Source organism: Magnetococcales bacterium (assembly GCA_015228815.1).
Lineage (GTDB): Bacteria > Pseudomonadota > Magnetococcia > Magnetococcales > UBA8363 > UBA8363.
The window spans coordinates 94,017-120,462 of the sequence record JADGCV010000008.1; the positions used below are offsets into that span (position 1 = coordinate 94,017).

Here is a 26,446-nt window from a genome sequence, read left to right on the forward strand (position 1 = left end):
TTGGTTTCAGTTTATAAATTTTTTGGTAACTGCCCAGGTATTCCCGCTCAGGCTTATTGTTGCCAATGGTTACGATTTTCGAGTACACGTGACATCAAACGTTTAGAAGATGGCCGATTATGTTGACCAGGACGGGTCCAAAGGCTTCCAGGCAGCCATCCTCCGTCTTCTTGTCAAGGTCTTCCCGTAAGATTCCAAGGAGAATGTCGTCGGCAAGCTGCAATTCATCGGGTTTCATCCCTGCCACGTAAATTAAAGCGTCTATTGCTATTTTTCGTTTACCACGCAGTTTTCGGCAATTCAGTTTGAGAATGCGAACGGTCTCCTTGGCATTTTCCGTTAAACCTTTGACATTTCCGGAAATAAAAAACCGAAGATTAGTTTCACATTCTGGATCCAGGGGGGTCAGGGGTAAAGGGTGACGGCCATGCGCCTTTCCGCACTGATTCTTGGTCTCGCAGGAGGCGACGATATTGGTGAAATCGAGGGTCCGGTGTGGGGCGGTCGATTGGGGAACAACATGCTCATTGTGGCTGGATTTGTCATCAATGAGGTCGCAACAGTAGGCGCAAAGACAGTGTTGTTCAATAAGACAAGTTCCTCTTATCTGTTGGCGCAATTCTTGTCCGGCAGGGGAATTCTCAAGATCGGCGTAGGTGGTATTGGGATTATAGCGGATCCATTTTTCCAGTTCGGACGGAGGCGCACCTTTGTGAATCCTTCTCATGAGGTCTCTTCCGTCTGCTTCCGATGTCGTGCCTGCAACCGACGCAGGAGCAGTCGGGCTTTGGTGACCTCAATGTGGTTCACGGGCAACAGTCTTTTCAGATCGGTCAATAGGTTCTCTGCTTTTTCTTCATTTCCTTGCTCGATGGTCTCCAACAACCGATCAATTTTTCGTTGAATCTTGGGCGCCCGGATTTCGACATCCATCTCTTGCATCAGAACCTGATTGACATCCAGTCCGAAGGTTGGATCGCAGTTCTTGAGTTTGCCATCGGCCAGGACGAAACAACAGGGTTTCCGTTCCTGGCTGATGACGATGGGGGAGTGGGTCGTCAGTATGAATTGCACATTGGGAAAGGTTTTGACCAAATTGCCCATGATGGTTTGTTGCCATTGGGGGTGAAGATGCAGGTCTACCTCGTCGATCAAAACGATTCCTTTTCCTGTCAGAGGATTTTTCAGACCCGGATTCATCATGGCCAGACGCCGGGCAATATCTCCGACCAGGGCGAGGAACGATTTTTCTCCGTCCGAAAGCTGAACGACATCGAGGGTTTGACCATTCTTGTCGATCATCATCCGCAGGCGTGGACGACGTTGGATGCGCAGGTTGGCGAATCCGGGGATGAACGAGGTGATGGCGTTTCGGACCGCATCGAGTTGCGGGTCCCCGGATAAAGAAGGCAGACGATTCAATTCATTTTCCAGCCGGTCTTGATGGCCGTTTCTTGATTGATCGAAAAGATTGGCCTTTGCCTCGTTTTCGCTGTCTTCGCACTCCCGAAACCATTCGAAAAATCGTCGAAAATCGACGCCTTGTCGCAGGGCATTGTCATATCCGTCGATCTGGTTGAAATGATGACGAACCTTGATTTTAAGCGGAATGTCCAGAACGACACGTGTGACCGGATAGTAGGCGATGAGGGGCAGGGACGCCTGTTGTTCATCGGTCGAAAGTGCCTCGCGAAAGATGTCTGCCAATCGGGTGGCGGCGCCGAGCTTGCTTCCCTGGTTTTTTTTTCCGCCTTTGCGTGTCTTTGCCAGGGACCAGCGGAAGGATTGGTCTTGGTGTTCGACTTCCAGCGTGATCCGTGTTTCCGTTTCGCCGTTGAGAATGTCATCATCGCTCGGGGTGCTGCCGCTTCCTTTTTCTCGAAGGATGCGCGCCACCAGCCAACTCAATCCCATGGCAACAGCTTCAAGGATCGAACTTTTTCCCGATCCGTTGTTGCCGACGAGAACGACCTGGGAACAATTCACCAGAGAGAGATCCAAATGTTCGAAGCGGCGGAAGCATGCCAAAGAGATGTTGGTCAGTTTCATGAAGTCATCCCGGAAATCCGGATCAATGGGCGACGATTCTTCCCTGAATCTGCAACCGTTCCTGAAGCAGTTTGGCGACCTCGGTGACCTTTTCGTGGCTTTCGAAGGGACCCGCATGGACCTGTTCCCAGGTCAGCCCCTTGAAGGACATCGGGCGGCGGTAGCCGGGGACGCCGGCGTCGATGATCTGCCGCATCAGCAGGTCGGCATGGGTGGCATCCATGGAACTGCCGACGTGAAGGCTGAAGCCACGCATCGGCGGCATGCTGGGACCGTTGGGTCCGAGAACCATGCCGTTGGTGGATGGAGGCAGTGTCCCGAGGGCGGTCGATGGTTGCGACAGTCCCGGCGTCCCGAGGATTGCCGGCGATTGCGGCAAGGCAGGGGCCGTGGCGACGGCGGGAAGTGGCGGCATCGGCGGTGGACCCTCGACGATCAGATGCGATGGCTGTTGAATGACCGGGACCGAAGAGGGGATGACCAGGGGAGTATGGGCGAAATCGCCCGTGGACTGGTAATTGTAGGGCGATTGGGCATAGTTGGGATAATAGATGAACTCTCGAAGTGGTTTGACTTCGGGGGTGGCATCGGTCATCCCCTTGGGACTGCCGCCATCGGCATGAACGGAGCCTCCCAGAACCAGGAGGATCATCGCCAGGCCCGAAATCAGGGGAGATGTTCCAGGGCGTTTGGCTTTGGAAAGGTTCATGGTGGTTTCCCTTCGATTTTTCATGAAGAGGTCGGGGATGCCCTGCCTTCAGGCGCGTTCCCGGCAGGGCCATCCCGATGGAAGTCTTGATTCCGTCAACGGGCGTAGGCGAATGTGTTGGCCGGCATGGAGGTCGTGTAGCCTCCTTGACCCGCCAGGGTCCCCTGTTGCCCGACGATGGTGGTCTGCGGCGGCAACCCCGCGGTCTGTTGCGCCATCATCCCCGGAGGAATGGACATCGTGGCGCCTTGCTGGGGCAGCATGGCCGATTGTTGCATCATGGGCAGGCTGCCCCCCTGAAAACCGGCCAGGGAGGGGCTGCCCGCGGACAGTTGCGGCACCTGCATCGACTGTTGCGGCATTTGCATCGGCATGGGTTGCTGCGGCATTTGCATCGGCATCGACTGTGGCGGCAATTGCAGCGATTGCTGCGGCATTTGCATTTGCATCGATTGTGGCGGCAGTTGCAACGGTTGCTGCATCATCGGACCCGACTGGTAACTGGGCATGTTGAGCGGCGGCAGCGACGGCGCCGAGACCTGATAGGAAATCGGCTGCATCATGGGAATGCGTGGTTGTTCGGGGGCGGTCGGCGACACCGAGGTGTAGACGGTCGGCTCGTGCAGCGGTGAAAGCGCGGGCATGGCCATCGCTACCGGTTGCGCGATGATCGGCGCCGGCGGGACCGACGCCTGGGGGAACACCGGAGCCGGGACCCTTGGCTCGGCGGCATGCATCAGCGAAGAATAGAGGGCAGCACCTCCCAGAACGGTGGCAGTGGCGGCGTCGGCATGGGCCTTGTGGCCAACGGTCAGGCTGGCGGTCAGCAGGACGGCGCCGGCCAGGAGGGAGATGGACGAGCGACCTTTTACCGAAGATGTAGTCATGTTCATTCCTTCATGTGAGCGGAAAAACATTGCGTTCACTTTCCTCTACCATGGTAGAGCGGTGATCCCGTGGCCTCGGGAGACGCATATCGGGCTGCCAGTTTCTTCAGTCCGACCCCCATGACCTCCAGAGGGCGGGTGCCGGGAGCTCCCTGCTCCACGACGATGGGCTGATACGGGTCGTTGACCGGTGAAAAATAATCCCAGGCCCCCGCCTGCGATGGATTCAAATGCCACCAATAATCGACAGGATGGGCGAACTTCTCGGGATAGGTGTGGACGATGACCTCGTCCTGCTCCTGATGGGGTACCATCAGCTGTCCCGCGTCGGCTGATTCAAGCCCGGGCAGAAGGCCCATCAGGAGCGTCAGCATCAGTTTCTTTTTTCGACACATGGCCCGTTCCTTACGCTTGCTTGATGCCCAACCGTTTCCGTTCACTTCGGTGGAAGGACATCTTCCGGAGGAATGGTTGGTTGAACCTTGGGTATCGGTGGTGGCGGCGGCGGTGGTGTCTCCTTGGGTTTGACAGGGGGTGGCGGTTCCGGTGCGGGTGGTGGCGCCGGTGGTGGTGGCACCTGTATCACGGGCGCCGCCAGGATCTGCGGCGGCATCACGATGGTTTCCACGAATTCCACCCGTGGCGGATGGACGACGATTTCCGCCTGATTGAACGAAAAACCGGGTTGATTGATGATGACCGGCGGCGCCGGGATCGGCATCGGCGGATTGCCTACCCAGATCGGCGCCTGGGGGATCACCGCCGAAGGGTGTTGCACGGTAATCGGCGATTGTTGCAATATCGTGGCGCCGAAGGGCTGGGACATGGCCATCGAACCGTCCGCCAGAGGTACCATGGTGTTGGCGGGCATCGGCCCCGCCATGCCCGCGACCGCGCCAGGGGCCATGAAGGGCGGCAGTGCCGGAGCCATGGTTCCAGGTTGCGCGGCCAATCCGCCGTTCAACCGCGCCGGTGGGGTCTTCACCACGACGGCGGCGGGCATGTCATAGATGGGAAGGTCCGCCATGGTCGGATCGATGGTATGGCCACACGAGGCCATGGCAGGGGTCACGAGGCCCGCAAGCATGAGACGTTTGCCGCGTTTACCCAGGTGCCTGAGCAAATCCTTCATCTGTATCTCCTCGCCACTTCACGACTGCGGTTGATTCGGGGATATGGCGTATATCGGAATCGGCTGATGGGGAGATTAGATGATTTTCAAACTTTCAAGCTTGCGATACAGCGTGCTGCGGCTGACGCCAAGGAGTTTTGCCGCTTTGCCCTTGTTGAAACGGACCTGTTCGAGAATCTTCAATATCCGGGTTCGTTCCGAGTCGCCTCCATCCTCATGGATGAAGGACTGGGTGGTGGGGCTGGTCCCGGCGACGAGGGCGGCGGGGAGATGGCCCAGGTCGATGATCCGCTCGCGGCAGACCACGAAGGCCCGTTCGATGACATGTTCCAGTTCACGGACATTCCCCGGCCAGGAATAGTTTTGCAGGACGTTCATCACTTCTTCGGTCACCGAATCGATGGACTTGTTGAACTTGACGCAAAATTTGCGGATGAACTGGTCGGTCAGCAGACTGATGTCATCCACCCGTTCCCGGAGGGGCGGGAGTTGTATCTCGACGACGTTCAGGCGATAGAAAAGATCTTCCCGGAAGGTCCCGGCGGCGACCCGTTCGGGCAGGTTGCGGTTGGTGGCGGCGATGATGCGGACATCGACCGGTATCGGATGGGCGTCGCCGACCTTTTCGATGGTCTTCTCCTGGAGAACCCGCAACAGCCGGGTTTGCATTCCGGGGCTGATGTCGCCGATCTCGTCGAGAAACAGCGTTCCCTTGTCGGCCATCTGGAAGCGACCGATCTTGTCGCGGAAGGCCCCGGTGAAGGCCCCCTTGACATGGCCGAAGAGTTCGCTTTCCAGAAGGGTTTCGGTCAGGCCGGCACAGTTGACCTTGATCAGCGGACCCTTGCCCCGCGCCCCCTGGAAATGGAGCGCTTCTGCCACCAGTTCCTTGCCGGTACCGCTTTCGCCGGTGATCAGGACGGTCGTTTCGACGGCGGCCAGGTCTTCGATGAGGGTGAAGATCCGTCTCATGGCGACGCTTTGTCCCATCATGCCGTGGAAACGGCTCCGGTCACGGCGACTCTGTTCCATCTGGGCCATGCGGGTGAAATCGAGGATCACCACCACTGCCCCGGTGAAGGCGCTGCCATCGTCCAAAAGCGGCGAGACCGAGACATGGATGACCTGATTCCGGCCATGGGCATTCTGACAGGTCAATTCCGCCCGTTCCACCGGACGACGTTCGTCGAAAACACGTTGGACCAGCTCCCGAAGGGCGGCGCAGGGGATGATTTCCAGGAACGAGCGACCGATCATGTCCGAGGACAGACCACAGATGCGCAGCGCGGCATCGTTGATTTCCCGAATGGCATGGCGGGCGTCCACCGAAATGATCGCCTCCTGGACGCTGCGGAAGATCGCCTGAAGATTTTGTTGAATGGCGTTTCGTTCGTCGCGCAGCGCCTTGTGTTCCAGGGCGCGGCGGACCCGTTCGAGAAGGGTGTTGGGGGCGACCGGTTTGGGAATGTAGTCGAAGACACCCTGGTGCAGCGCCTCCTGGGCCGTTTCCAGGGTCGGGTTGCCGGTCACCAGAATGACGTAGGCCCCGGCGTCGGTATGGCGCAACCGCCGCACCAGATCCAGACCGGTGGCGTCACCAAGCATGATGTCGGAGACCACCAGATCGAAGGTGTTTTTCCCGAGCAGATCGCTCGCCGTCGCCATCGAATCGGCCTTTTCCACCTCATGGCCCGCCTCACGCAGGACGACCGCGAAAAAATGAAGGATTCCCGGATCATCATCGACACAGAGAATCTTTCCTGGAACCTTGGGCATGGGAATGAATGGCGGGGGGGGGAGGACGATGGATGAAAACGCCGGGCCAGCGCGTGAAACAGAATGCGTCATGGAACAAAATGTGTCAAGACAAATTGTCTCCATGATCGGACAAAAAAGGGATGTGATTTATTTTTCTTCTGTTATCATTGTTGAATTCAATCGATTTTCGCCATTCGATGACTGGCATGATCGATGCGTGTTATATTTCTGAAGATAAATTTTTCAGAAGATGAATTTCCAGTCGTTGGCAATGCACTGTCGGGGGATGGCCCTTCGTGGACGGGATGAACGTGGTCCGATTGCACTTGAATGGTGGAGAGGATGTCATGAACCATGGAGCGATGACGGCGTGTCCAGCCGGGGGTGGGATCGTTCGTTTTTTGCGGGGTGGCGGACCGGGGGGGGGAACGGGAAGATGGGGCGGCTGGTTGCATATCCTTGTTTTTCTGTTGGTTCTGATGATTGCCGGGCCGGTGTCTCGTGCCGCCGCCTCCGGGGTCGGATCGGGGACGGCGGGGATGGACGTGGCGGAGGTGGAACGGCAAAACGCCGTCTGCCAGCGCTGCCACGGGATGCCGACGTTGGGTTATAGCGATGGTTCCGCGGCGTTTCGCGACCTCCATGTCGCCTACGAAACGTTTTTACGGTCGGATCATGGCCGGCAGGCCTGTGTTTCATGTCACAAGGGGGACTTCGCCACGCTGCCGCACCGGCCCGAGGGGATCACCGAGTTTACCTCGTGCGCCGATTGTCATCAGGGGGAAAAACTGATCCAACGGATGCGCCTGGTGGGGATCACGGCCCAGTTTCAAAAGAGCGTCCATGTGCAGCGGCAGGTGAAGGGATTCGATTGTTTTTCATGTCATGATCCTCATGAGAGCCGGCTGGAAAATCGTTTGCAGGCCGAAGCGGATGTGGTGGGACGCGATAATGCCCTGTGCCTGGAATGCCATCGGGAAACCGTGGCAAACGAGGAGCGTCATCAGGTCATACCCAGGCCGGGGATGCATCTGGCGGCGGTGCGCTGTCTGGATTGTCATACTCCGCGACCGGGATCGGTGATTCATGCCATCGAACCGGCCACACGGGCGGAACGCCATTGCGTCGCCTGCCACAGCCGTGATTCGATCCTGTTGACCAAACTCTACAAATACCGTCTGCATGAAAGCGAACGGCAGTTGGGGTTCATCAACGGGGTGGTCTTGAGCGATTACTATGTGATCGGGATGACGCGGCATCCGCTGTTGGACGGCCTGGGAATCCTGGGGGTGGGCGGGGCGCTGCTGGGGGTGTTGCTGCATGGGGCAGGGCGTTGGATCGCGACGCGAAGGAGAGTGAAAAATGAACTTTGATGAGGTTACCAGAAAAAAAGTCATGCTCTATCCGTTGTGGTTGCGCCTCTGGCACTGGAGCAACGCGATACTGTTCATCCTGCTGTTGGTCAGCGGCGTCAGTCTTCATTTTGCCGATCCCGATGCCCCGGTGATCGCCTTTGCCACGGCGCGGGTGCTGCACAATGTCTGTGGACTGTTGATGAGTGTGGGATTCGCCGTGTTCGTGGTGGCCAATCCGTGGAGTGGCAATCTGCGGCATTACCGTCCGGTGATGAAGGGGCTTTTGCGGCGGTTGCTCGAACAGGCTGACTTCTACTCCCGGGGCATCTTCGCGGGGCGTGCGCATCCGTTTCCGGCGACGTGGAGTCAGAAGTTCAATCCGTTGCAGCAGATGACTTATCTGGCGGTCATGTATCTGCTGGTGCCGGTGGTCATCGTCACGGGGTTGATGTTGTGGGTGCCGGAGTGGGCCCCCGGGCGGATCCTGGGCATGGATGGCCTGTGGCCCGCGGCGGTGCTTCATTATCTGGTGGGGGTGGCGTTGGCGGTGTTTTTCATTGGTCATGTGTATCTGGTCACGGTGGGAAGAACGATGACCAGTCAGATTGAAAAAATGCTTTCTGGATGGGAAGAGATTACCATTGACAAGGAGAACGACCATGAACGCCGGTGAGGGAGTTGGAAAAGGGACGCGAAGAAAAATCATCATGATCCGATGGTTGATGATCGCGCTGATTGTTTGGGCGGGGGTGACATGGTTGTATCCGCTGTTCTTCGAGAGTTATACCGGGGTTGTCAACGCCCCCTTGACCTATGAAGGGTCGAAGGAATTGAACGACCGGGAAATCAAGTCGCTTGCCGAGGAACTGACTCGGCCCTATCGCGAACGAAGGGGACGGGAACTTATTCCCGACGAGGGCAATCCATTCATTGAGCGTCTGCGACGCGAACGGGTGATGGGATTGAAATCGGTGATCGATGACAGCCCCTACCCCCATATCGTCTATTTTCAAAGGGCGGGGATTCACCGTTACGAGGGACCGTCCACCTGTTTGCAGTGCCATGCCGACATGCATGCAAACGATGGCAAGGGGGGATGGAAGAAGGTGAATACCATGGACGATGTCGTGGACACGGTCCATTTCCGGTTCCAGAAAAACTCAAGGGGATTTTCCACGTTTGGTTTCGATGGCCGGGAGGTCAATGCGGGGGATTCGTTGATCAACATTCCCATGGGCAAAATCGACCGGGCGTGCGGCATTCCGGGATCGTTTTCCTGGACGGGCTGGGCGGAACTGGTCAAGAGCAAACCTGAATCGGCGCACGGCGAGGTGGTCATGCGTTCGGAGGGGTGTGGCCAGTGCCATATCGGTGGCAACTATCATCCCGCGACCGAAAAGATGATGCCGGTCGGCGATGTCGCGGCGACGGCCAAGGAGGGGATCGACTGTTTGATCTGCCATGCCGATGTCTATGACATGAACCAGCGGGTCGTCATTTCGGACAAGAACGGACGGCGTTGGAACCAGGACCGTTCCTTGCGCGCGGCGCTGACGGTGGGGACCCCCAAGGTGGACAGTTGCCTCAACTGTCATCAGCACAACCTGGGTGGCGACGCTTTCGCGGGAAACCGGGCGGCGAAAAACCTGGGCCATGTCAACGAACGGTTTCTTCATGATGGCGCCAAACGGGCGACCCCGTTCAGCCCATCGACCGATGTCCATTCGGCGGCGGGCATGAGCTGTCTGGATTGTCACGTTCCCGAGGGACACAAGATTCCCCGTGGCCTGCACGGGGTCGATCTGGTGGCCAACGATCTTCCGGAGAAACCGGTCTCCTGCGAGGGGTGTCATACGGCGGCGCCACATGTGCGTGATGTCGAAAACCGGGCCATCCTCAACGGCCATGTCGCCCGTCTGGCATGCGAAACCTGCCATATCAAGGAACTGGCCCCTTACAATGTGGTTTTGCGCGATTGGGTCTATCCGGTCTGGAACAAGGAGGAAGGGGTCTTTACCTATGTCGATGTCTATCAATCGGGCAAGCCGGGCAAGGGGATGACCTATCTGTGGTTCAATGGCAACGGCACCTTCCTGGCGAACGCCCTGGGGGACAATCCCACCGGGGACAACCGTTACAACCCTTTGATGAATCAACTGGTCAAGATCGACGATCCCGAGGTGTTGGCGGCCATTCGCGCTGCTGCTGAAAAATTGAAGGAGTCCTATCCCGACATCGACGTGGAACAGTATGTGCGCGAGGCGGCCAACCCTCTGAGCCATTTTACCCCCGAACAGATTGAGAAACGGCGGTTGTGGGTCGAGGAGAAAATCCGTCCCTTGATGAAGAAGGGGATCAGCCGCATCACCCCGTTCAAATTGTTCAACGCACGCATGTATGAGGACATGGGCAATCAGGGGTTGTTCGGGGCGATGATTCTGCCGTTCGACTATGCGACCTACTATGAGACGGGCGATCCGGTCAAATCGGTCAAGACCGCCATCAAGAGTCCGATCGTCCGCCGCATGTACGAAACTCCGTTCAAGGTGTACATGATGGATGCCTTCATGACCTATTTCGGTGTCGAAACCTGGTCGGCGGATTTTCCTCTGAACGAAAAGGATGAATTTAAAAACGTCGAAAAACACTGGATGCGGCAGATGGCATCGCTCATGGTCAATCATGGCATCAAGAAGGATGGTCGGACCTGTCGCGAGTGTCATGCGGAGCAGGGGATTCTCGATTTCGACAAACTTGGCTACACCTCCGACCGTGCCCGCGAACTGCGGCATCTTCCCGAATTGGAGAACAAACCTCAGTGATCTGATTCACCAAACCATCGATGGAGCCGGGAAGGGATTTCCCTTCCCGGTGGAGGTCGTGAAGCAGTCGGGGCAGGAGCGTTTTGGGGAATGGCTACATGAAACAGCGCCGTCTGATCAGTTTTGACTGGGCCTTGAAGCAGTTTTTGCGCAACAAGGCGAATTTTGAAATCCTCGAAGGATTTCTGAGCGAACTGCTCGGAGAGGAAATGCTTATCGAGGAAATCCTGGAGAGCGAAAGCAACCGGGAAGGGCGGTTCGACAAGTTCAATCGTGTTGACATCAAGGTGAAGAATACCCAGGGGGAGTTGATCCTGATCGAATTGCAATATCAACGCGAATTGGATTATCTGCAACGTCTGCTGTACGGAACCGCCAAGGTGGTCACGGAACACATCGATGAGGGAGAACCGTATTCCGACATTCCCAAGGTAATTTCGGTGAGCATCGTCTATTTCGACCTTGGCCAGGGGACGGACTATGTTTATCGGGGCAGGACGACCTTTACCGGGTTGCACACGAAAGATGAATTGAATCTCAGCGAAGGACAGAAGGCATTGTTCCATTCCCGTTCGGTGCCGGACCTGTTTCCCGAATATTATCTGATCAGGGTCAACCGTTTTGACGATGTGACGCGGGACACCCTGGATGAGTGGATCTATTTTTTGAAGAACGAGGAGATTCGCGATGAATTTACCGCCCGTGGTTTGCTCAAGGCCAAGGAGCGGCTCGATATCATGAAACTTTCGGAGTCGGAGCGAAGGTCCTATGAATATTATAAAGAGGACCTTCATGACCAGGCCAGCATGGTTCAATCGACTTACGGAATAGGGCGGTTGGAGGGGCTGGAGGAAGGTTTGCAGAAAGGTTTGCAGAAAGGTTTGCAGAAAGGTTTGAAGGAAGGGCGGCAGGAAGGGATGGCGGATCTGTTGATACGGCAGTTGACGCTGCGTTTCGGCGCCATGCCCGAGGAAATTCTCAAACGTATTTCCGGGGCCGGTTCCGCAGCCCTGGAGGCATGGAGCTTGCGTTTTGTCACGGCCCGGTCGTTGGCGGAGGTGTTTTCGGACAAGGAGTGACGGGACCGACCGAACGTGTCATCCGGTCAACCGGTGGTAAAGGAGGGGCAGTTTGCGTGGCAACTCCGATGCCTGCCGGATCTGGGCAAACCCACCCGGCCCGAACAGGTGCGTCGAGTAGTTCGTTGCTTCTCGGTCCATGGTGACGCAAAAGGGTTGGACTCCGGCTTTTTGCGCTTCCAACACCGCCATGCGCGTGTCTTCGATGCCGTATCGGCCCTCATAGTGATCGATGTCGTTGGGCTTGCCATCGGTGAGTAACAGCAGTAGCCGCCTGGCCGCCGGTTGTCGGGCCAGTAGGGTGGTCCCATGGCGGATCGCCGCTCCCATGCGGGTGTAGAAGCCGGGTTTGACGGCCTGGATGCGTCCCAGGATCCGATCATCGCAGGGGGTGTCGAAGGATTTGATTTCATGGAAGCGCACATGCGTGTGCCGGCGGGAGGAGAACCCGTAGAGGGCGAAGCGGTCGCGGGAGGCCGAAAGGGCTTCCGCGAAGAGAAACAGGGCGTCGCGGATCAGATCGATGATGCGCGTTTCATCGTTGATCCAGGTGTCGGTGGAGAGGGAGAGGTCCGCCAGCAACAGCGTGGCAAGATTGCGATCCTGACGGCGCAAATCCCGATAAAGATGGTCCTCGGCCACGGAATCCGTTCCGGCCAGACGTGCCCCCTGGTAGCGAATGTAGGCTTCCAGATCCAGTTCCATCCCGTCACGCTGCCGCTTTATCCAGGAGCGCCCCAGCCGCACGGACGCGAACTGGGCCCGCAGCCTGCGGGCCGTTCCTGCCAAATGTTGGGGCAACGCCATGGGTTGGGCATTTCGGGCGACCATGGGCTGGATGCGGCAGTGGTTGGGGAGCAACCGTTGTTGACGCCAATCCCACTCGGGCAGGAGGATGCCTGCGCCCAGGGAAATGTCATCGCGGGATTCGGGAGGCAGGTCCAGATCGAAACGAAGCCGCCTGGCGCTCGACTGGCGGTCCCGGGTGAGACCGAGGAATTCCAGGTCGTCGGCGGTCTTTTCCGCTGTTTCCAGATCCTCTTCCTCATCGGTGGCGCGGTCCACGTTGATGAAATCGGCCCAACTGAAGATTGATTCAAAGCGGTGCAGGAGCAGCCCACCTTCTTTTTTTGGCGGCGCCATGTAGCGTCCCTGCCGCCGCTTTTTTTGTGCGGCACTTCGCGATTCGCCCGAACCGTTTTTCCGTGTGTCATCATCTGGCCTGGCCCCTGCGTTCGCCATGACGGGGGGGGTGGGATGGGACCACAATGGAACCGGCCAGGGCGTTCCTGCCGCCGTTGGCAGGAGCGGTACGCTTCCCGGTTTCTTGAGCGCCGCGCACACCGCGCGTTCCCGGGTCGCCTGGTCCGGGGGCAATTTGGCGGGGTCGGGCCGCTGGGCCAGATGGGCCGTTACCAGTCGCTCATAACGAGACTGCATTCCCGGGAACTGGTGCAGCAACCGGTGGGTGTGGTCCTGGTTGCTCGCGAACCAATCTTCGGATTCGTTTTTCTCCGCCAGGGCCGCCAGGGCCGCCATCCAGAGATAGAGTTCCCGGTTCAATCCGGGTTCGGGGAACAGATCCAGGGTTGCCGGCAGGCGCAGGGCACGCCCGTCGCGCCAGAACCAGGGGGTTTTCGCGTCGTTTCCGGCCAACCGGTCGAGCCATCCCCGGCGGGCCTGATGCCGGGAATCGGTGACCGCCTCGATACCCAGTCTCCCATCGCCACCCAGGGCGCGGAACAGCACGCCCACCGGGATCCGGACATCCTCCAGCGCCACTCTGGCCGCGGGATGGCGGCGCGAGGCGCTTTTTGCAATCATTCGGTCCCAGAGGGCGCCGACATGCTTTTCCATGATGGTTTCCTTTCGGATCGATGTGTTGGGATGGCCTGGGGCAGTTCTGTATATCCACCGGAGCGGGGAAGGACCGCAGGTCCGCTCATCCATGTCAGGGGGCTTCCAGCAAGGGTGTTTCCCCGTTCCCGGTCACAGGCTTGCAGACAGAGACCGCACTGGGTGCAGGTGGCGATCGCGTTTTTTCCGCCACGCGGTTTCAGTCGCATGGGGCAGGCCGTGTCGCAGGATTGAGGACACCCCCGGCAGTTACCGGCCCGTTCTCGGGCGAACAAAGGGAGCAGGGCGGTGCGGTTGGCCATCCACGGCAGGCTTTGAAAGAGTCCCGCCGCACAGCCGAAACGGCAAAAAAGATGGCGGGCAAACAGGAAATCGATGAAGAACAGCAACGTACCGATCCCGATGAACCGTGCCTGGTTTGGTGTCGGAGTGGCATGGAGCAGGTTGTGGAACACCTCCGGGGGGGGGATCAGGTAGGTGAGGCCGAACACCGCCCAGACAAAGGCCATGACAAGCGCGGCAAGGAGGGTCACGATCCAGCCCCAGGGGTTGTTTGGTCGGGTGGCCGGCTCCCACAGGGTCGGTTTGCCCCGTGCCCGGATCATGAGCGCATTGATCATCGCCACCACCGAGAAGTGGGGGCAGAGCCAGCCGCAGTAGAGCCGACCGTAACGCCAGGAGACGATCAACACCACGGCGATGATCAGGACCACCGGGATGATGGCATGGGTCAGAATCGACAGGCCTGCCGTCAGGGGATCCACTGGCGCTTCTCCGGAGATGCCGGCAAGCCCCAGGGAGAGCTTTCGGCCAAACAGGATGAAGCCGCCCGTGTCCAGGTCGAGCCGGAAGAGATCCAGGGCCGGCGCCAGCAGGAACAGCAGAAAAAACAACACCCGGGTGACCAGACGTCCGGCCTGGAGACGGTCATGGGACAAACTCCGCGTACACGGGCGGCAATTATTGACCGAACGTGGCATGGATGACTTCCATCAGGGCTTCGACGGTTTCCGGTTCGTCGCTCAAAGGCTCGGCAATCGCTGCCCGGCAGGCTGCTACCGGTTCAAAGCCTCCCTGGATCAGCCGGGCGGCATAGACCAGCAGGCGGGTGCTGACCGCCTCCTCCAGGTCATGATCCTTCAGGGCGCGCAACGCATTGCCCAGATTGACCAATCGACCTGCCATGGCCGGCCCGGTCGCGCTTTCGCCGATCAGGATTTTCGTCTCCAGTTCCGGGGCGGGCAGGGAAAGGTTGAGGGCCACGAAACGCTGCCGGGTGCTGGGTTTCAAGCCTTTCATCAGGTTTTGGTAGCCGGGGTTGTAGGAGATCACCAGCATGAACTCGGGGGGGGCCGGCAGCTCCTCGCCGGTTCGTTCGATGGGCAGGCAGCGCCGATGATCGGCCAGGGGGTGCAGGACCACGGTGGTGTCCTTGCGCGCCTCCACCACTTCGTCGAGATAGCAGATTCCCCCCTCCCGCACCGCCCGGGTCAGCGGTCCGTCGTTCCAATAGGTGGCCCCCCCGTTGCCGATCAGGTGCCGTCCCACCAGGTCGGCGGCGGTCAGATCATCGTGGCACGAGACGGTAAACAAGGGTCGCCCCAGCCGATGGGCCATGTGTTCCACGAAGCGGGTCTTGCCGCAGCCGGTGGGGCCTTTGATGAGCAAAGGCAGTTGATTGCGCCAGGCGTATTCGAACAGGGCGGTTTCGTTGCCCAGCGGTTGGTAGAACGGCGCGTCGTGCAGGGCGGTGGCGGGTGTTTTCATATCCATGACGATCTTCCTCGAAGGTCGTGAGAAAGAGGAGACGAACCGGATGGCCCGGTCCGTCCCTGAAACATCAGACCGGGGCCGCAATCTTTTTGCGGTCGGCGAAGAAGCTCCACAGGTAGAGGACCAGGCCGATGGCGAAGACCACGCCGGCCCACTCGCGCAACCAATAGAAGAGGCTGATCTGTTCCTGGCCGTCCATGAAGCCGACCGGTTTTTCGGCGATGCGTTGCAGATGGACCTGCAAGATTCCGGCGCCGGTCAGGAAAAGGGTGATGCAGAGCATGGCGCCGCACATCAGCCAGAAGGACCAGATTTCCAGTTTCTGGGAACGTTCGCCGCTGGTGGCGCCGTGACCGCGCAACAGCGGCATGGCGTAGGAGATGATGGCCATCACGATCATGGCGTAGGCGCCGAAGAAGGCCAAGTGGCCATGGGCAGCGGTGATCTGGGTGCCGTGGGTGTAATAGTTGACCGGGGCCAGGGTGTGCATGAAGCCCCAGACGCCCGCCCCCAGGAAGGCCATGACGGCGGTTCCAAGGGCCCACAGGGTGGCCGCCTTGTTGGGATGATTGCGCCGGCGGCGGTTGATCATGTTGAAGGCGAAGACCACCATCATGAAGAAGGGAATCGGTTCCAGGGCGGAAAAGATCGATCCCAACCATTGCCAGTATTCCGGGGTGCCGATCCAGAAATAGTGATGTCCAGTACCGATGATTCCAGTAATCAATGTCATGGCAATGATCACATAGAGCCATTTTTCGATCACCTCCCGATCCACTCCGGTCACCTTGATGAGGATGAAGGCGAGAATGGCCCCCAGGATCAGTTCCCACACCCCTTCAACCCACAGATGCACCACCCACCACCAGAAGAATTTGTCCAGCACCAGATTGGTGGGATTGTAGAAGGAGAAGAGGAACAGGAGCGCCAAGCCCAGCAGACCGATCAACAACACCATGCTGATGGCGGTTTTGCGTCCTTTCAGGACTGTCATGCCCACGTTATAGAGGAATCCCAGGGCGACGATGACGATACCGATCTTGGTCAGGGTCGGCTGTTCGAGAAACTCGCGTCCCATGGTGGGGAGCAGGTCGTTGCCCGTGGCTTTGGCCAGGGCGGCGTAGGGGACCATCAGATAGCCCAGGATGGTCAAGGCCCCTGCCACCAGGAAGGTCCAGAAAAGAATGCGGGCCAGCAGGGGGCTGTGCAGTTCGGTTTCGCTCTCCTCGGGGATCAGATAATAGGTTGCCCCCATGAACCCGAACAGCAGCCAGACGATCAACAGGTTGGTGTGGACCATGCGGGCCACGTTGAAGGGAATGTAGGGAAAGAGGAAATCCCCGATGACATATTGCAGCCCCATGATCAGTCCGAAAATGATCTGTCCCGCGAAGAGTCCCAGGGCGGCGATGAAGTAGGGCTTGGCGACGGCTTGTGATGGGTAGGTCATCCTTTTTCTCCATTATCCTTCGATGTTTGGTGGCCAGCCGGCTGTATCGATCTTGTTGGTCCATTTCAGGAATTCAGCCACCGCGTTCAGTTCCTCTTCCGACAGGTTGAAGGCAGGCATTTGTCGCCGTCCCGCCACGCCGGTTGGCATGGCGGCGATCCAGGATTTGATGAACTCCTTGCCGCCATTGTCTCCGCCGCGCCGTTCGTAGACGTTTCCCAATTCCGGCGCGAAATAGGCCCCTTCGCCCAACAAGGTGTGGCAGCCGATGCAGTTGTTGTCCTCCCAGACTTTTTTTCCCAGGGCCACCGCCGGAGTGATGTTTTCCCGGTGGTCTCGTTCGGGCAGGGCGCGGACCGTGCCCAGGGTCAGCACCAGGAACAGAAGAATGAAAAACATGGAACCGCCGTAGAAAATGTTGCGGGCGGTTGATTTGGTAAATCGTTCACGCATGGTTTGGATCACTCCTTTCAATGTGGCATTGTTTGCGCCATGTGCGGTGCGGGTGTTGATTCCCGGTCGCTGAATATCAATGAGAACAGTCAAGGCGAATTTTGTGCCATGGAAACAACATGTTGAAAAAACTGTGAAAAATTAAAATTTATTCTGGAAATGGTTGGTGCAAGAGTGTTAACATTACAGTCAAGTTTACTGTCAGCATGCAGCGTATGAACATCATCGGGTGAACAGCATGGAGTCCCTGCGTCCTTTTCTCGACGGCCTGGAAGAGGGGGTTCTCTTCCTGGACCGGAATCGATGCATCATCGCCATCAACCGTGCCGCGTCGAGGATGATCGGCCAGGATTGCGATGCGGTGATCGGTCAGTTCTGTCCGGGCCTGTTCAACGGAACCGAATGTGCCCGGGCCTGTGCCGCGCGGGAGGACTGTGCCTTGATTCCGACCCGCGATCAGCAGACGCGCATGCTGGATCTGGCCATGGACCGACCGGACGGAGTCCAGATCATTTTGCGCATGTGGGCGGTATTGCTTTCCGATGAAGCGGGATTGGAGCGCTATGCGATCATCCTGAGGGATCGGACCCGGGAGGCGTTGCTGGAGGAGGAGGCCCGGGAACGGCTGCGTCTGGGCGGCATGATCGGCCACAGCCCGGCCATGCGGGAGCTTTTCCGCGCCATCATGCGGGCGGCCATCAGCAACGCCACCGTTCTGATCCAGGGCGAGAGCGGAACCGGCAAGGAGTTGATTGCCAAGGCGCTGCATGACAACTCGACCCGGAGCAAAGGTCCCTACGTCCGGGTCCATTGCGCCTCGTTTCCAGACACTCTTTTGGAGTCCGAACTGTTTGGTCACGTCAAAGGGGCGTTTACCGGGGCACGGAGTGACCGGATCGGTCGTTTCGAGGCGGCCCACGGAGGGACGATCCTGCTGGATGAGATTGGCGAGATTTCTCCGGTCACCCAGGTGAAACTGCTTCGGGTGTTACAGGAGAGGGAGGTGGAGCGGTTGGGAGAGAACAAACCGAGAACCGTGGACATCCGGATTGTCACGGCCACCAACCGGGACCTGGCCGCCATGGTCCGCCAGGGCAGATTTCGGGAGGACCTTTATTACCGGTTGAATGTCCTGCCGATTCAGGCGCCGCCGTTGCGTGAGCGGCTGGGAGATGTCCCCCTGCTCGTCGAGGTGCTGTTGGAGGAACTGTCACAACAGTATGGCCGGGATGGGGTCCGGTTTTCCGGCGAGGCCATGGCCATCTTGAATGACCATGACTGGCCCGGCAACGTGCGGGAATTGGGTAATGTCCTGGAATATGCCCTTGTGCATTCCCTGGGAAGGGTGATCCGACCGGAACACCTGCCCATGGGGGCCTTGAAAAAAATCGCGCCGTCCGGGAAACGTGCGTTTGCGGCTGCTGAACCATCATCCCGCAAAGTGGCGCACTATTATCGTAAAACCAGTGACGAATCGGAGAGGAAGCGGATCCTCGACGCCCTGAGGGAGACCGGTGGCAACAAGGTTCTGGCGGCGGAAAAATTGGGAATGTCCCGCACCACCCTGTGGCATCGATTGAAACGATACGGAATGGACAAGGGGTGTGATTCCGGACAGGATGATCGGGAGAAATTTTCTTGAAACGGCGTCCCATCATGGATTGACTGGGGGAACTATTTGCCAGTTGGCAGCGGCAGAAAGTTCCACTTTTTTCAGGGATTGAAATTCAGGGATTGAAAAAATGTAATTGAATCAATGGTGATCTGTTTGGATGTGGATTGGCATGGTCGTTGAGTTCATGATTCCGGATGGCATCTTTCACGAATTTCTTCATCTGTTCCAGGGAAACACCGACATGGCTCTGACTCAGGTACGCTGCCCCGCTTGCAACGGTCTCAATGTGGTCAAATATGGAAAACAACCCAATGGTGAACAGCGCTATTGTTGCCAGGATCCGCGCTGTGAGCGGACCATTTTTCTGTTGAACTATCGTCAAGCCGCGCAATCGATGCGGTACAGTCCACCGGAAGTTTCTTCCAGGCGCACCCGGATCATCGAACTTGCCTTGGATGGCGCCGATGTCAACGATATTTCACGGATTCTCGGCATACCCGAAGGGGAGGTCGTGGGGGTATTCCAGCAGCTTTCCCGGTTGTCCGCGCCGCCGACCGGGGTACGCAGCCGCAATCGCCGCACCGCGGCCAAGATTGCCGCAGGTTGATCGGCGTCAGTGATGATCGCGGGATGCAAGAGCGGGTCTTTCGGCAGCGCCGAGGACCACGGGGAGCATTTCCGGCCTGGAGTGCGATCGGGGGACCATCGCCTTGAGTCCCGTGCGGCGCGGATTGTACTTGTCGCCGCCGAGATCGCGCGCCCCTCCCAGAATGAAGCCGACCAGGATGAGGGCGGCGTCTTCCTTGTCGGCATGCGCCGGTGCCGCCGACGCCAACAGCCCACCGCTCACCGCCAGGGCGATCAGTCCGTTGATTCCCTTGCGATTCCCTCCACGAAAGCCTGCCATGATCCGGTCCCCCATAATGATATTTGATGACATGATCTAGTAAGCAAGAATCAAGCCAGAATATTGAACAATGTGCCACGGAGGAATTGTTTTCTCCTGTCGAAGCCTTTTTGTGACCGGAACGAAATGGAATTCATGTGGCATCATGATGGATTCCATTCATGGAATGGAAATAGAAAATTCTTATTATAAAAATTTTTCATTTATGTAAATATTATGAAGAAATGTCTCAATATTTTCCATTCGATCTACGAATAATCCAATTAAGCGTGTTCTGTCAGGGATTCGTGACTGTCGTCGGGGGACGATGGGGTCATGATCGGATGGTCAATGGGATAAAATCATGAACAAACCTGGGGACATCCACCAGAGGCTCGTCAACCTTAAATCACTGCTCGACCGGATCAATCGGGCGTGGGGGACGCATGATTACGAGGACCTCATGCAGTTTTTCGTGGAGATTTTTCCGGCGCTCTTCAGTGCGGAGCGATGCAGTATTTTTTTGACCGATGCCGATTCCGAGGATATTTGGTTGCAGTTTGGTACCGGGTTGAAAGAAAAAGAAATCATAGCGCCGAAGAGTGGCAGCATTGTTGGTCAGGCCATCACCACCGGAAAACCGGTGATTCGTGGCCGACTGGACCAGAGTGCCGGATTCCATCAGGAGGTTGATCGAAGGACCGAATTTACCACGCGCAACATTCTGTGTGTTCCCATCATCAGCATTGTGGGAAATTATACCCTTGGGGCCGTTGAAATATTGAACAAAGCGGAGCCGAATGATTTTGATGAAACGGATGTGGCGTTGCTGCGGCGAATTGTCAAGTTCCTGGCGCTTTCGATCGAAAACAATCGTGTCAGCGAGGAGATCATTCGGATTTCCCGCGGGATGCACGAGGAGATCACCCGGACGGGTGAAATTTTGAAAGGGAAGCATCGTTTCATTGCGACCAGTCAGGCGATGCGGCAGGTTTTGGATGTGGCAAGCAAGGTGGGTCCGCTGCCGGTGAATGTTTTCATCACGGGAGCCAGCGGAACAGGCAAGGAGGTGATTGCCCGGTTGATTCATGAATCGAGCGAGGATCGCCGCAACCGTCCTTTTGTGGCGGTCAATTGTTCCTCGATTCCTGAAACATTGATGGAAAGTGAATTTTTTGGCTATGAGAAGGGGGCGTTTACCGGCGCTGTGAGTGCGCGCATGGGTCGGTTCGAGGAGGCCTCGGGGGGGACGTTGTTTCTGGATGAGATTGCCGACATGCCGTTGTCGATTCAACCCAAGTTTCTGCGCGCGATTCAGGAGAGCGAGGGGAAGCGGTTGGGGGGGCAGAAGATTCATCGTTATCAGTTTCGCATCATCAGTGCATCGAGCCGGGACCTGCGTGAAGAGGTGAAGAAGGGGGGGTTTCGCGAGGATTTGTTTTTCCGTCTGTTTTCGGTGGACATCACCATTCCGCCCCTCAACAGGCGCCGGGAGGACATCATACCGTTGGCATTGATGTTTCTGGAGGAGATCAATGCCCGGTTCAACAAGAATGTTCGCGGCTTTTCCGGCGAGGTGATGGAATTGTTTGAAATCCACGACTGGCCGGGAAATGTCCGGCAGTTGCAGCATGAGGTCGAACGGTTGGTTGCTCTGACGACCGATGGGGAAACCATTTCCGTGGATCACTGTTCCCTGCGGGATCCAGCGTTTTCCGACCGGGAGGGGGACAGCGATTCCTTTTCATTGCCTTTTCACCGCAGGAATACCGAGATCAGGCTTATTCTGAAGGCGCTGCAAAAGACAAAGGGAAACAAGATCCAGGCGGCGGCATTACTGGAGATTACGCGGCAATCGCTGCACAACAAGATCAAACTGTACCAGATCGAAAAGAAACTCAGTCCCACCTTTCGTTTGATGGAGGAGTGAAGCAGGATCATGTCGTGTCCAGGTCTCGTCAACCCCGGTTGGCGTTTCGTGGGGGCGTAATTGACAACATGGGGGGCACTGTCATGACGATTTTGCGCAATGGAACTTCAGTCATGGAACTTGAATCTCCATAAGGGTACCATGAAACCTGATCATCATGACATGCATCCACCTCGAAGTTCCGAAGGGAACGAACAATGGCCAACCAGACCGAACATGGAGAAATATTTCTCCAGGAACAAATACATGCCATCTCCATCATCATTCCTTGCAAGAATGAAGAAAAAGCCATCGAGATGACCATAAAAAATATCCAACAGGCCATGGATGAGACGGACATCGACTATGAGATCATCGTCGTTGACGATGGATCCTCGGATCGAACCCGTACACTGGCCCTGGAGGCCAACGCCAGGGTTCTGGTTCATCAAATCAACCTGGGATATGGCAATGCCATCATGGATGGCATCCGGATTTCCCGTTTTGCCACCATTGCCATCATGGATGCCGATGGCACCTACCCCGCCAATCAGCTTCCTCTGCTCATCCGCAACCTGTCCAGCTACGACATGGTCGTCGGACAACGAACCTGGACACCCGACAACACCTCCCTCCTGGGACGGTTTTTTCGCAGGGCGCTCTACTATACCATTTTATTGCTGTCCGGCATCAAGTGCCCAGATTTTAACAGTGGATTCAGAGTCTTCCATAAATACAACATTTTGGACTACCGTTCCATCCTGTGTCCCACCTTTTCCTTCACCACCACCTTGACCGTATTGTTTCTGCAAACGCATCACAGCGTCTTTTTTCTCCCGATCGACTATGCGAAGCGGGTGGGCCGGTCCAAAGTCAATTATTTCAAGGATGCATTTCGTACATTCGCGTTCGTCTTTGCGATCACTTCGGTATTCAGACCCTATCGCATCAACCTGCTCCTCATGATCATTGGAATTATTTTCAACATGCTCATCCTTCTTGCGTCCCATCAATTCACGATTGGCGGCGGCATGCAAGTGGGTTTGCATCTGCTTGCCTCCATCCCGCTGCTGATCGCTTCGTTTTCAGTCGATTCTTTTATCAATTCCCGGATCTATCACAAGGAAATTTCAAAACTTTCAGAAACAAAACTTTGACCCGGCATGAAATTCCAAACTGGAATTCGATCATCCAGGGGGATCAAATGAGAATTCTTTTCCTTGCCGTGCCCAAATCAATCGCTACCGGAGCGGTCAAACCTCCTCTGTTCAAATCTCCGCCGATCACTTTTGTCTGGCTCTCCGCCTTTCTGAAACAGGCACGGCATGAACCCGAAATCCTCGACGGCTATTCCCTGGGGCTGACCGAAGAACAAATTTTCACCCGGATTGCCATCGCAAATCCCGACATGGTGGGATTTACCTCCTTTACCTGCGAATTTTCCGACATCATGTATCTGATCCGCCGACTGAGAAACCGGTTTCCCCGGATCAGGATCATCGTGGGGGGTTATCACGCCAACAGCCTGCCGCGGGATTTTTTTTGCGATGCCATCGATTACGTCTTGTCAGGCGAAGCGGAACAGACCCTCCCCCGTCTTTTGACCCGGCTCGAACAAGGAGGCGGGGAATTATCGGACATTGCCGGTCTGCACCACCGCCATCCCGAGTCCGGGACCTGGATCTCCAACCCGACGGGGCACTATATACCCAATTTCAACCATACGCCGCTGCTCCCCTATGAAATGGTCGCGAACAATGGGTACACGCCATGGTGGACCTCCATGGATGCCAGGACGGAAAAATACATGGCCACGGTGACTGGCAAGGGATGTCCCATGACCTGCTCCTTTTGTGATATTTCAAAGACCGAAGGTGCCCGGTACCGCGCCATGGATGCGGAACGGACGGTTCGTGAACTGGCCCATCTCCATCATGATTTTGGCATTACTCATGTCGAAATCCGGGACCCTTATTTCACCATCGATCTGAAACGGGTTGCAGCCATCGCACAAATGCTCATCGACCGCAACATCAGACTGAACTGGGGATTTTCCAGTACCATTCACCGTATCAAGGATCTGGAACTTTTGCGTCTTTTGCGTCGTGCCGGTTGTGGATTCATCTTCTTCGGAGTGGAAAGTGGCAATCGGGCCATTCTCAAACGCGAAAAGAAAGTCACCCCGGAACAGGTCATCGATGTCGTGCGCATGACCCGGAAGGCGGGAATTTTCGCTCATTGCGGATTCATACTGGGATTGGAAGGAGAAACGGAAGAAAGCATTCGGGAAACTATCGATCTGGCCATCAATTGTCGTCCCGATGCCGCGAACTTCACCATCGCCGTCCCTTATCCGGGAACGGAATTGTTCCAATCCTTCAAGGAGAAAAACTATCTCAAGACATTTGATTGGAAGGAGTACCGTCAGGACAATCCCGTTTTCGAGACCGAACATCTCAATCGGGAACAATTGATCTATTGGCTGGAACAATCACACCGACAGTTTTTCTTTCGTCCCGCCTACCTCATCGATCGCCTGTGGCATATCCGCTCATGGAGGCAGTTCAAAGTACACGCCAGGATTGGAATCAGTATGTTTTTCAAGACGCTCTCCTATAAAAGCTGACTTTCGGTCTTTCTTTGGCCATGAATCAATCAGACAAGCCGATTCAGATGTCTGTGCCAGTTGATGAACTGGAGAATTCCCAACAATGCGAATCCAATATTGATCCTGCCGGTCCGATGGTCGGCCCATGCATGAACGACTTCGGGCCAGCGCAGCCATCCCAGGGGCTGATGCATTGCCCAATGCACATGATCCTGGAAGACTTCGAACATGGGACCCGGATGACGAAACCAGGAATCGACCGGAGGGAGGAACCCCGCCTTTGGTTTTGTGAGATATTCTTGCGGCAAATGACGGGTAACCATTTGCCGCGACAAAAACTTGCCCTTTCCTCCTCTTCTTTTGGCCCGATCGGGCAGTTGAAAACAAAACTCGACCAGCTCCCGATTCAACAAAGGGACCCTGACTTCCAACCCATGGGCCATGCTCATCCGGTCCACCTTGGCCAGCACACTGGGGAGAAAATGGTCCAGGTCCGCCGCCTGCCGTGCGGTGAGACTGGAACACCGCACGGCAAGCGCGTCATCAATCCGTTGCACATAGGTTTTTAAAGGGTTCAGATCACGAACCTGACGCAGAAAGGAGGGTTCATAGAGTCGTTCCTTGAGCGGATCAAAAAAGATACGGCGGAAGGAGGCATGGTCATATCCCGGACCCGCCGCAGCCGATAGCAGCAAACGTTCCGCCACCAACCGATGACTGTAGCGTCCGGAATCGGCTGAAAAACGGCTCGTCAGAAACAGAATGGCATCCCGCACCCCTTTTGGAATGCCACGCAGCCACGGCATCAACGTGCCCGCCTTGTAGGTATCGTAACCGGCCAGAAGTTCATCCCCACCGTCACCCGACAGGACCACCGTCACCCGATTTCGCGCCTCCCGGGCCAATTGATACATGGGAAAACAGGAGGCATCCGCCATCAATTCCCGCATGGCGTCAAGCGTCGCCAGGATTTCCGCCTTCTCCCAGGTGAAACCAATCCGGCGAAAAGGCAATTCCAGTATGTCGGCACATTGGGCCGCCAACGTGGATTCATCGAATCGGACCTCCTTGAATCCCAGGGAGAAGGCTTCCGGTCTCCGACCCGAGGCCCGAATCGACGAGGCCACCAGGCCCGAGTCCAATCCCCCCGACAGAAAAATTCCGAGCGGCGCATCGCTCACCAGTTGCGATGTCACCGCGTGCCGCACCTTTTCCTGGAACGCTTCCAGCAGTTCATCGTCGCCAAGGGTGGAGGTCTGTCCCAGTGGCAATTGCCAATATCGATGCAGTCGGATGCGTTCGACCGAAAGTTCCAGGAAATGTCCTCTCGGAAGTTGCCGCACCCCCCGCAATCCCGACAGGGGCGCGGGCAGATAATTGAAGGTGAAATAATGATCGAGATCGGCGGGTTCAAGCTCGGGAACCGGCATGCCGGGGCCGAACATGGCCAAGGGTTCCGACGCAAAAACCGTTTTCCCTTCCGTCTGCCGATAGAATAAAGGTTTCACCCCGAAATGGTCGCGCACCAGATACAAGGAGTGTGCATTTCTGTCGAACAAGGCAAAGGCGAAGATGCCATCCAATCGTTGCAGACAGGCGGTACCCCATTCTTTCCAGGCCGCCAGGATGACCTCGGTATCGGTTGCCGTGCGGAACCCATGGCCGGAATGTTCCAGTTGGCGTCGAAGCTCCCTGAAATTATAGATTTCCCCGTTATAGCTGATCATCAGAGTTCCATCCGCCGAGGACATGGGCTGTTTTCCCGCGGAAGACAGATCCAGGACCGCCAAACGGGCATGTCCCAGGAAGAGTCCCGGTTCGGCATGAAGCGCGGAAGCATCGGGACCCCGGTGCGAAATGGCGGCCACCATGGCTTCCATTCGGGACATGGATTCAACACGACCGGTATGCTTTGGTTCGAACCAGCCAACGATACCACACATGGACCTTCTGCTTGATCAAGATTCAATAGGGCGTGTCAATTTTTAAGAAAAAAGGTAACTCCCCAGGTACCCCCAGGGTCCAGGATTATTGAAAGAAAAAAGGGGTCTAATGGTATGGTCCGCCCCGTTCCCAACGGCCTCGAAATGGGCCAAGATGGAGT

At 56.8% G+C, this 26,446-nt stretch carries 24 protein-coding genes; 10 read left to right on the top strand and 14 right to left on the bottom strand.

Features of this window, described 5'->3' with window-relative positions; genetic code table 11:
* Positions 1 to 94 precede the first annotated feature (94 nt).
* The 7 genes from HQL76_05220 to HQL76_05250 all read right to left on the bottom strand — a co-directional run bounded on the left by HQL76_05220 (position 95) and on the right by HQL76_05250 (position 6,553).
* Positions 95 to 727 carry a TIGR02646 family protein gene (locus tag HQL76_05220; GenBank protein ID MBF0108556.1) on the bottom strand — a complete coding sequence of 211 codons (633 nt, stop codon included), beginning with the start codon at positions 725 to 727 and terminating at the stop codon, positions 95 to 97.
* Positions 724 to 2,049, bottom strand: a complete 1,326-nt coding sequence (locus tag HQL76_05225; GenBank protein MBF0108557.1) for an AAA family ATPase — start codon at positions 2,047 to 2,049, stop codon at positions 724 to 726. Before HQL76_05225 ends, HQL76_05220 begins: the two co-directional genes overlap by 4 nt.
* A 22-nt stretch (positions 2,050 to 2,071) precedes the next feature.
* Positions 2,072 to 2,758 (bottom strand): hypothetical protein, encoded by a 687-nt coding sequence (locus tag HQL76_05230; GenBank protein MBF0108558.1) that lies wholly within the window; start codon positions 2,756 to 2,758, stop codon positions 2,072 to 2,074.
* A gap of 95 nt (positions 2,759 to 2,853) precedes the next feature.
* Positions 2,854 to 3,645, bottom strand: a complete 792-nt coding sequence (locus HQL76_05235) for a hypothetical protein (GenBank protein ID MBF0108559.1) — start codon at positions 3,643 to 3,645, stop codon at positions 2,854 to 2,856.
* Between the two features lie 35 nt (positions 3,646 to 3,680).
* A complete protein-coding gene (locus tag HQL76_05240; GenBank protein ID MBF0108560.1) occupies positions 3,681 to 4,040 on the bottom strand; it encodes a hypothetical protein in 360 nt (119 codons plus the stop codon).
* A gap of 41 nt (positions 4,041 to 4,081) precedes the next feature.
* On the bottom strand, positions 4,082 to 4,777 hold the full coding sequence (locus HQL76_05245; protein MBF0108561.1) for a hypothetical protein: 696 nt from the start codon (positions 4,775 to 4,777) through the stop codon (positions 4,082 to 4,084).
* A gap of 75 nt (positions 4,778 to 4,852) precedes the next feature.
* Entirely contained in the window at positions 4,853 to 6,553 is a 1,701-nt protein-coding gene (locus HQL76_05250) for a sigma-54-dependent Fis family transcriptional regulator (protein MBF0108562.1), read from the bottom strand.
* Between HQL76_05250 and HQL76_05255 the strand changes: the two genes are divergently transcribed.
* From HQL76_05255 to HQL76_05275, 5 genes are all read left to right on the top strand, one after another.
* Positions 6,552 to 6,767, top strand: coding sequence for a hypothetical protein (locus HQL76_05255; GenBank protein ID MBF0108563.1), 216 nt, complete (start codon positions 6,552 to 6,554; stop codon positions 6,765 to 6,767). The two genes, HQL76_05250 and HQL76_05255, sit on opposite strands and share 2 nt — an antisense overlap.
* A 64-nt stretch (positions 6,768 to 6,831) precedes the next feature.
* Complete coding sequence (locus HQL76_05260; protein MBF0108564.1) at positions 6,832 to 7,908, top strand: hypothetical protein; 1,077 nt, start codon at positions 6,832 to 6,834, stop codon at positions 7,906 to 7,908.
* Entirely contained in the window at positions 7,898 to 8,563 is a 666-nt protein-coding gene (locus HQL76_05265) for a cytochrome b/b6 domain-containing protein (protein MBF0108565.1), read from the top strand. The genes HQL76_05260 and HQL76_05265 overlap by 11 nt, the downstream gene beginning before the upstream one ends.
* The gene (locus HQL76_05270) at positions 8,550 to 10,712 is read left to right on the top strand and encodes a nitrite reductase (protein ID MBF0108566.1); all 2,163 of its coding nucleotides are present in this window, start codon (positions 8,550 to 8,552) and stop codon (positions 10,710 to 10,712) included. Before HQL76_05265 ends, HQL76_05270 begins: the two co-directional genes overlap by 14 nt.
* A gap of 98 nt (positions 10,713 to 10,810) precedes the next feature.
* Complete coding sequence (locus HQL76_05275; protein MBF0108567.1) at positions 10,811 to 11,791, top strand: Rpn family recombination-promoting nuclease/putative transposase; 981 nt, start codon at positions 10,811 to 10,813, stop codon at positions 11,789 to 11,791.
* An 18-nt stretch (positions 11,792 to 11,809) separates the two neighbouring features.
* On the opposite strand, the gene HQL76_05280 is transcribed toward HQL76_05275, so the two are convergent.
* The 5 genes from HQL76_05280 to HQL76_05300 form a co-directional block, all read right to left on the bottom strand.
* The gene (locus HQL76_05280; GenBank protein ID MBF0108568.1) at positions 11,810 to 13,648 is read right to left on the bottom strand and encodes a VWA domain-containing protein; all 1,839 of its coding nucleotides are present in this window, start codon (positions 13,646 to 13,648) and stop codon (positions 11,810 to 11,812) included.
* Complete coding sequence (locus HQL76_05285) at positions 13,612 to 14,628, bottom strand: 4Fe-4S binding protein (protein ID MBF0108569.1); 1,017 nt, start codon at positions 14,626 to 14,628, stop codon at positions 13,612 to 13,614. The genes HQL76_05280 and HQL76_05285 overlap by 37 nt, the downstream gene beginning before the upstream one ends.
* Positions 14,609 to 15,415, bottom strand: coding sequence for a CbbQ/NirQ/NorQ/GpvN family protein (locus HQL76_05290; protein MBF0108570.1), 807 nt, complete (start codon positions 15,413 to 15,415; stop codon positions 14,609 to 14,611). The genes HQL76_05285 and HQL76_05290 overlap by 20 nt, the downstream gene beginning before the upstream one ends.
* A gap of 73 nt (positions 15,416 to 15,488) precedes the next feature.
* Complete coding sequence (locus HQL76_05295) at positions 15,489 to 16,871, bottom strand: cbb3-type cytochrome c oxidase subunit I (GenBank protein ID MBF0108571.1); 1,383 nt, start codon at positions 16,869 to 16,871, stop codon at positions 15,489 to 15,491.
* Positions 16,872 to 16,883: 12 nt separating this feature from the next.
* Positions 16,884 to 17,324 (bottom strand): cytochrome c, encoded by a 441-nt coding sequence (locus HQL76_05300; GenBank protein ID MBF0108572.1) that lies wholly within the window; start codon positions 17,322 to 17,324, stop codon positions 16,884 to 16,886.
* A gap of 229 nt (positions 17,325 to 17,553) precedes the next feature.
* On the opposite strand from HQL76_05300, the gene HQL76_05305 reads away from it, so the two are divergent.
* Both HQL76_05305 and HQL76_05310 read left to right on the top strand, forming a co-directional pair.
* Positions 17,554 to 18,966 carry a sigma 54-interacting transcriptional regulator gene (locus HQL76_05305; protein ID MBF0108573.1) on the top strand — a complete coding sequence of 471 codons (1,413 nt, stop codon included), beginning with the start codon at positions 17,554 to 17,556 and terminating at the stop codon, positions 18,964 to 18,966.
* A 142-nt stretch (positions 18,967 to 19,108) separates the two neighbouring features.
* A complete protein-coding gene (locus HQL76_05310) occupies positions 19,109 to 19,546 on the top strand; it encodes an IS1 family transposase (protein ID MBF0108574.1) in 438 nt (145 codons plus the stop codon).
* Between the two features lie 6 nt (positions 19,547 to 19,552).
* On the opposite strand, the gene HQL76_05315 is transcribed toward HQL76_05310, so the two are convergent.
* A complete protein-coding gene (locus HQL76_05315) occupies positions 19,553 to 19,846 on the bottom strand; it encodes a hypothetical protein (protein ID MBF0108575.1) in 294 nt (97 codons plus the stop codon).
* 343 nt (positions 19,847 to 20,189) lie between these two features.
* Between HQL76_05315 and HQL76_05320 the strand changes: the two genes are divergently transcribed.
* From HQL76_05320 to HQL76_05330, 3 genes are all read left to right on the top strand, one after another.
* Positions 20,190 to 21,755, top strand: a complete 1,566-nt coding sequence (locus HQL76_05320; protein MBF0108576.1) for a sigma-54-dependent Fis family transcriptional regulator — start codon at positions 20,190 to 20,192, stop codon at positions 21,753 to 21,755.
* 197 nt (positions 21,756 to 21,952) lie between these two features.
* A complete protein-coding gene (locus HQL76_05325; protein MBF0108577.1) occupies positions 21,953 to 22,891 on the top strand; it encodes a glycosyltransferase family 2 protein in 939 nt (312 codons plus the stop codon).
* Between the two features lie 47 nt (positions 22,892 to 22,938).
* Positions 22,939 to 24,360, top strand: a complete 1,422-nt coding sequence (locus HQL76_05330) for a radical SAM protein (protein MBF0108578.1) — start codon at positions 22,939 to 22,941, stop codon at positions 24,358 to 24,360.
* Positions 24,361 to 24,389: 29 nt separating this feature from the next.
* On the opposite strand, the gene asnB is transcribed toward HQL76_05330, so the two are convergent.
* Positions 24,390 to 26,285, bottom strand: coding sequence for an asparagine synthase (glutamine-hydrolyzing) (gene asnB / locus HQL76_05335; GenBank protein ID MBF0108579.1), 1,896 nt, complete (start codon positions 26,283 to 26,285; stop codon positions 24,390 to 24,392).
* Between the last annotated feature and the right edge of the window lie 161 nt (positions 26,286 to 26,446).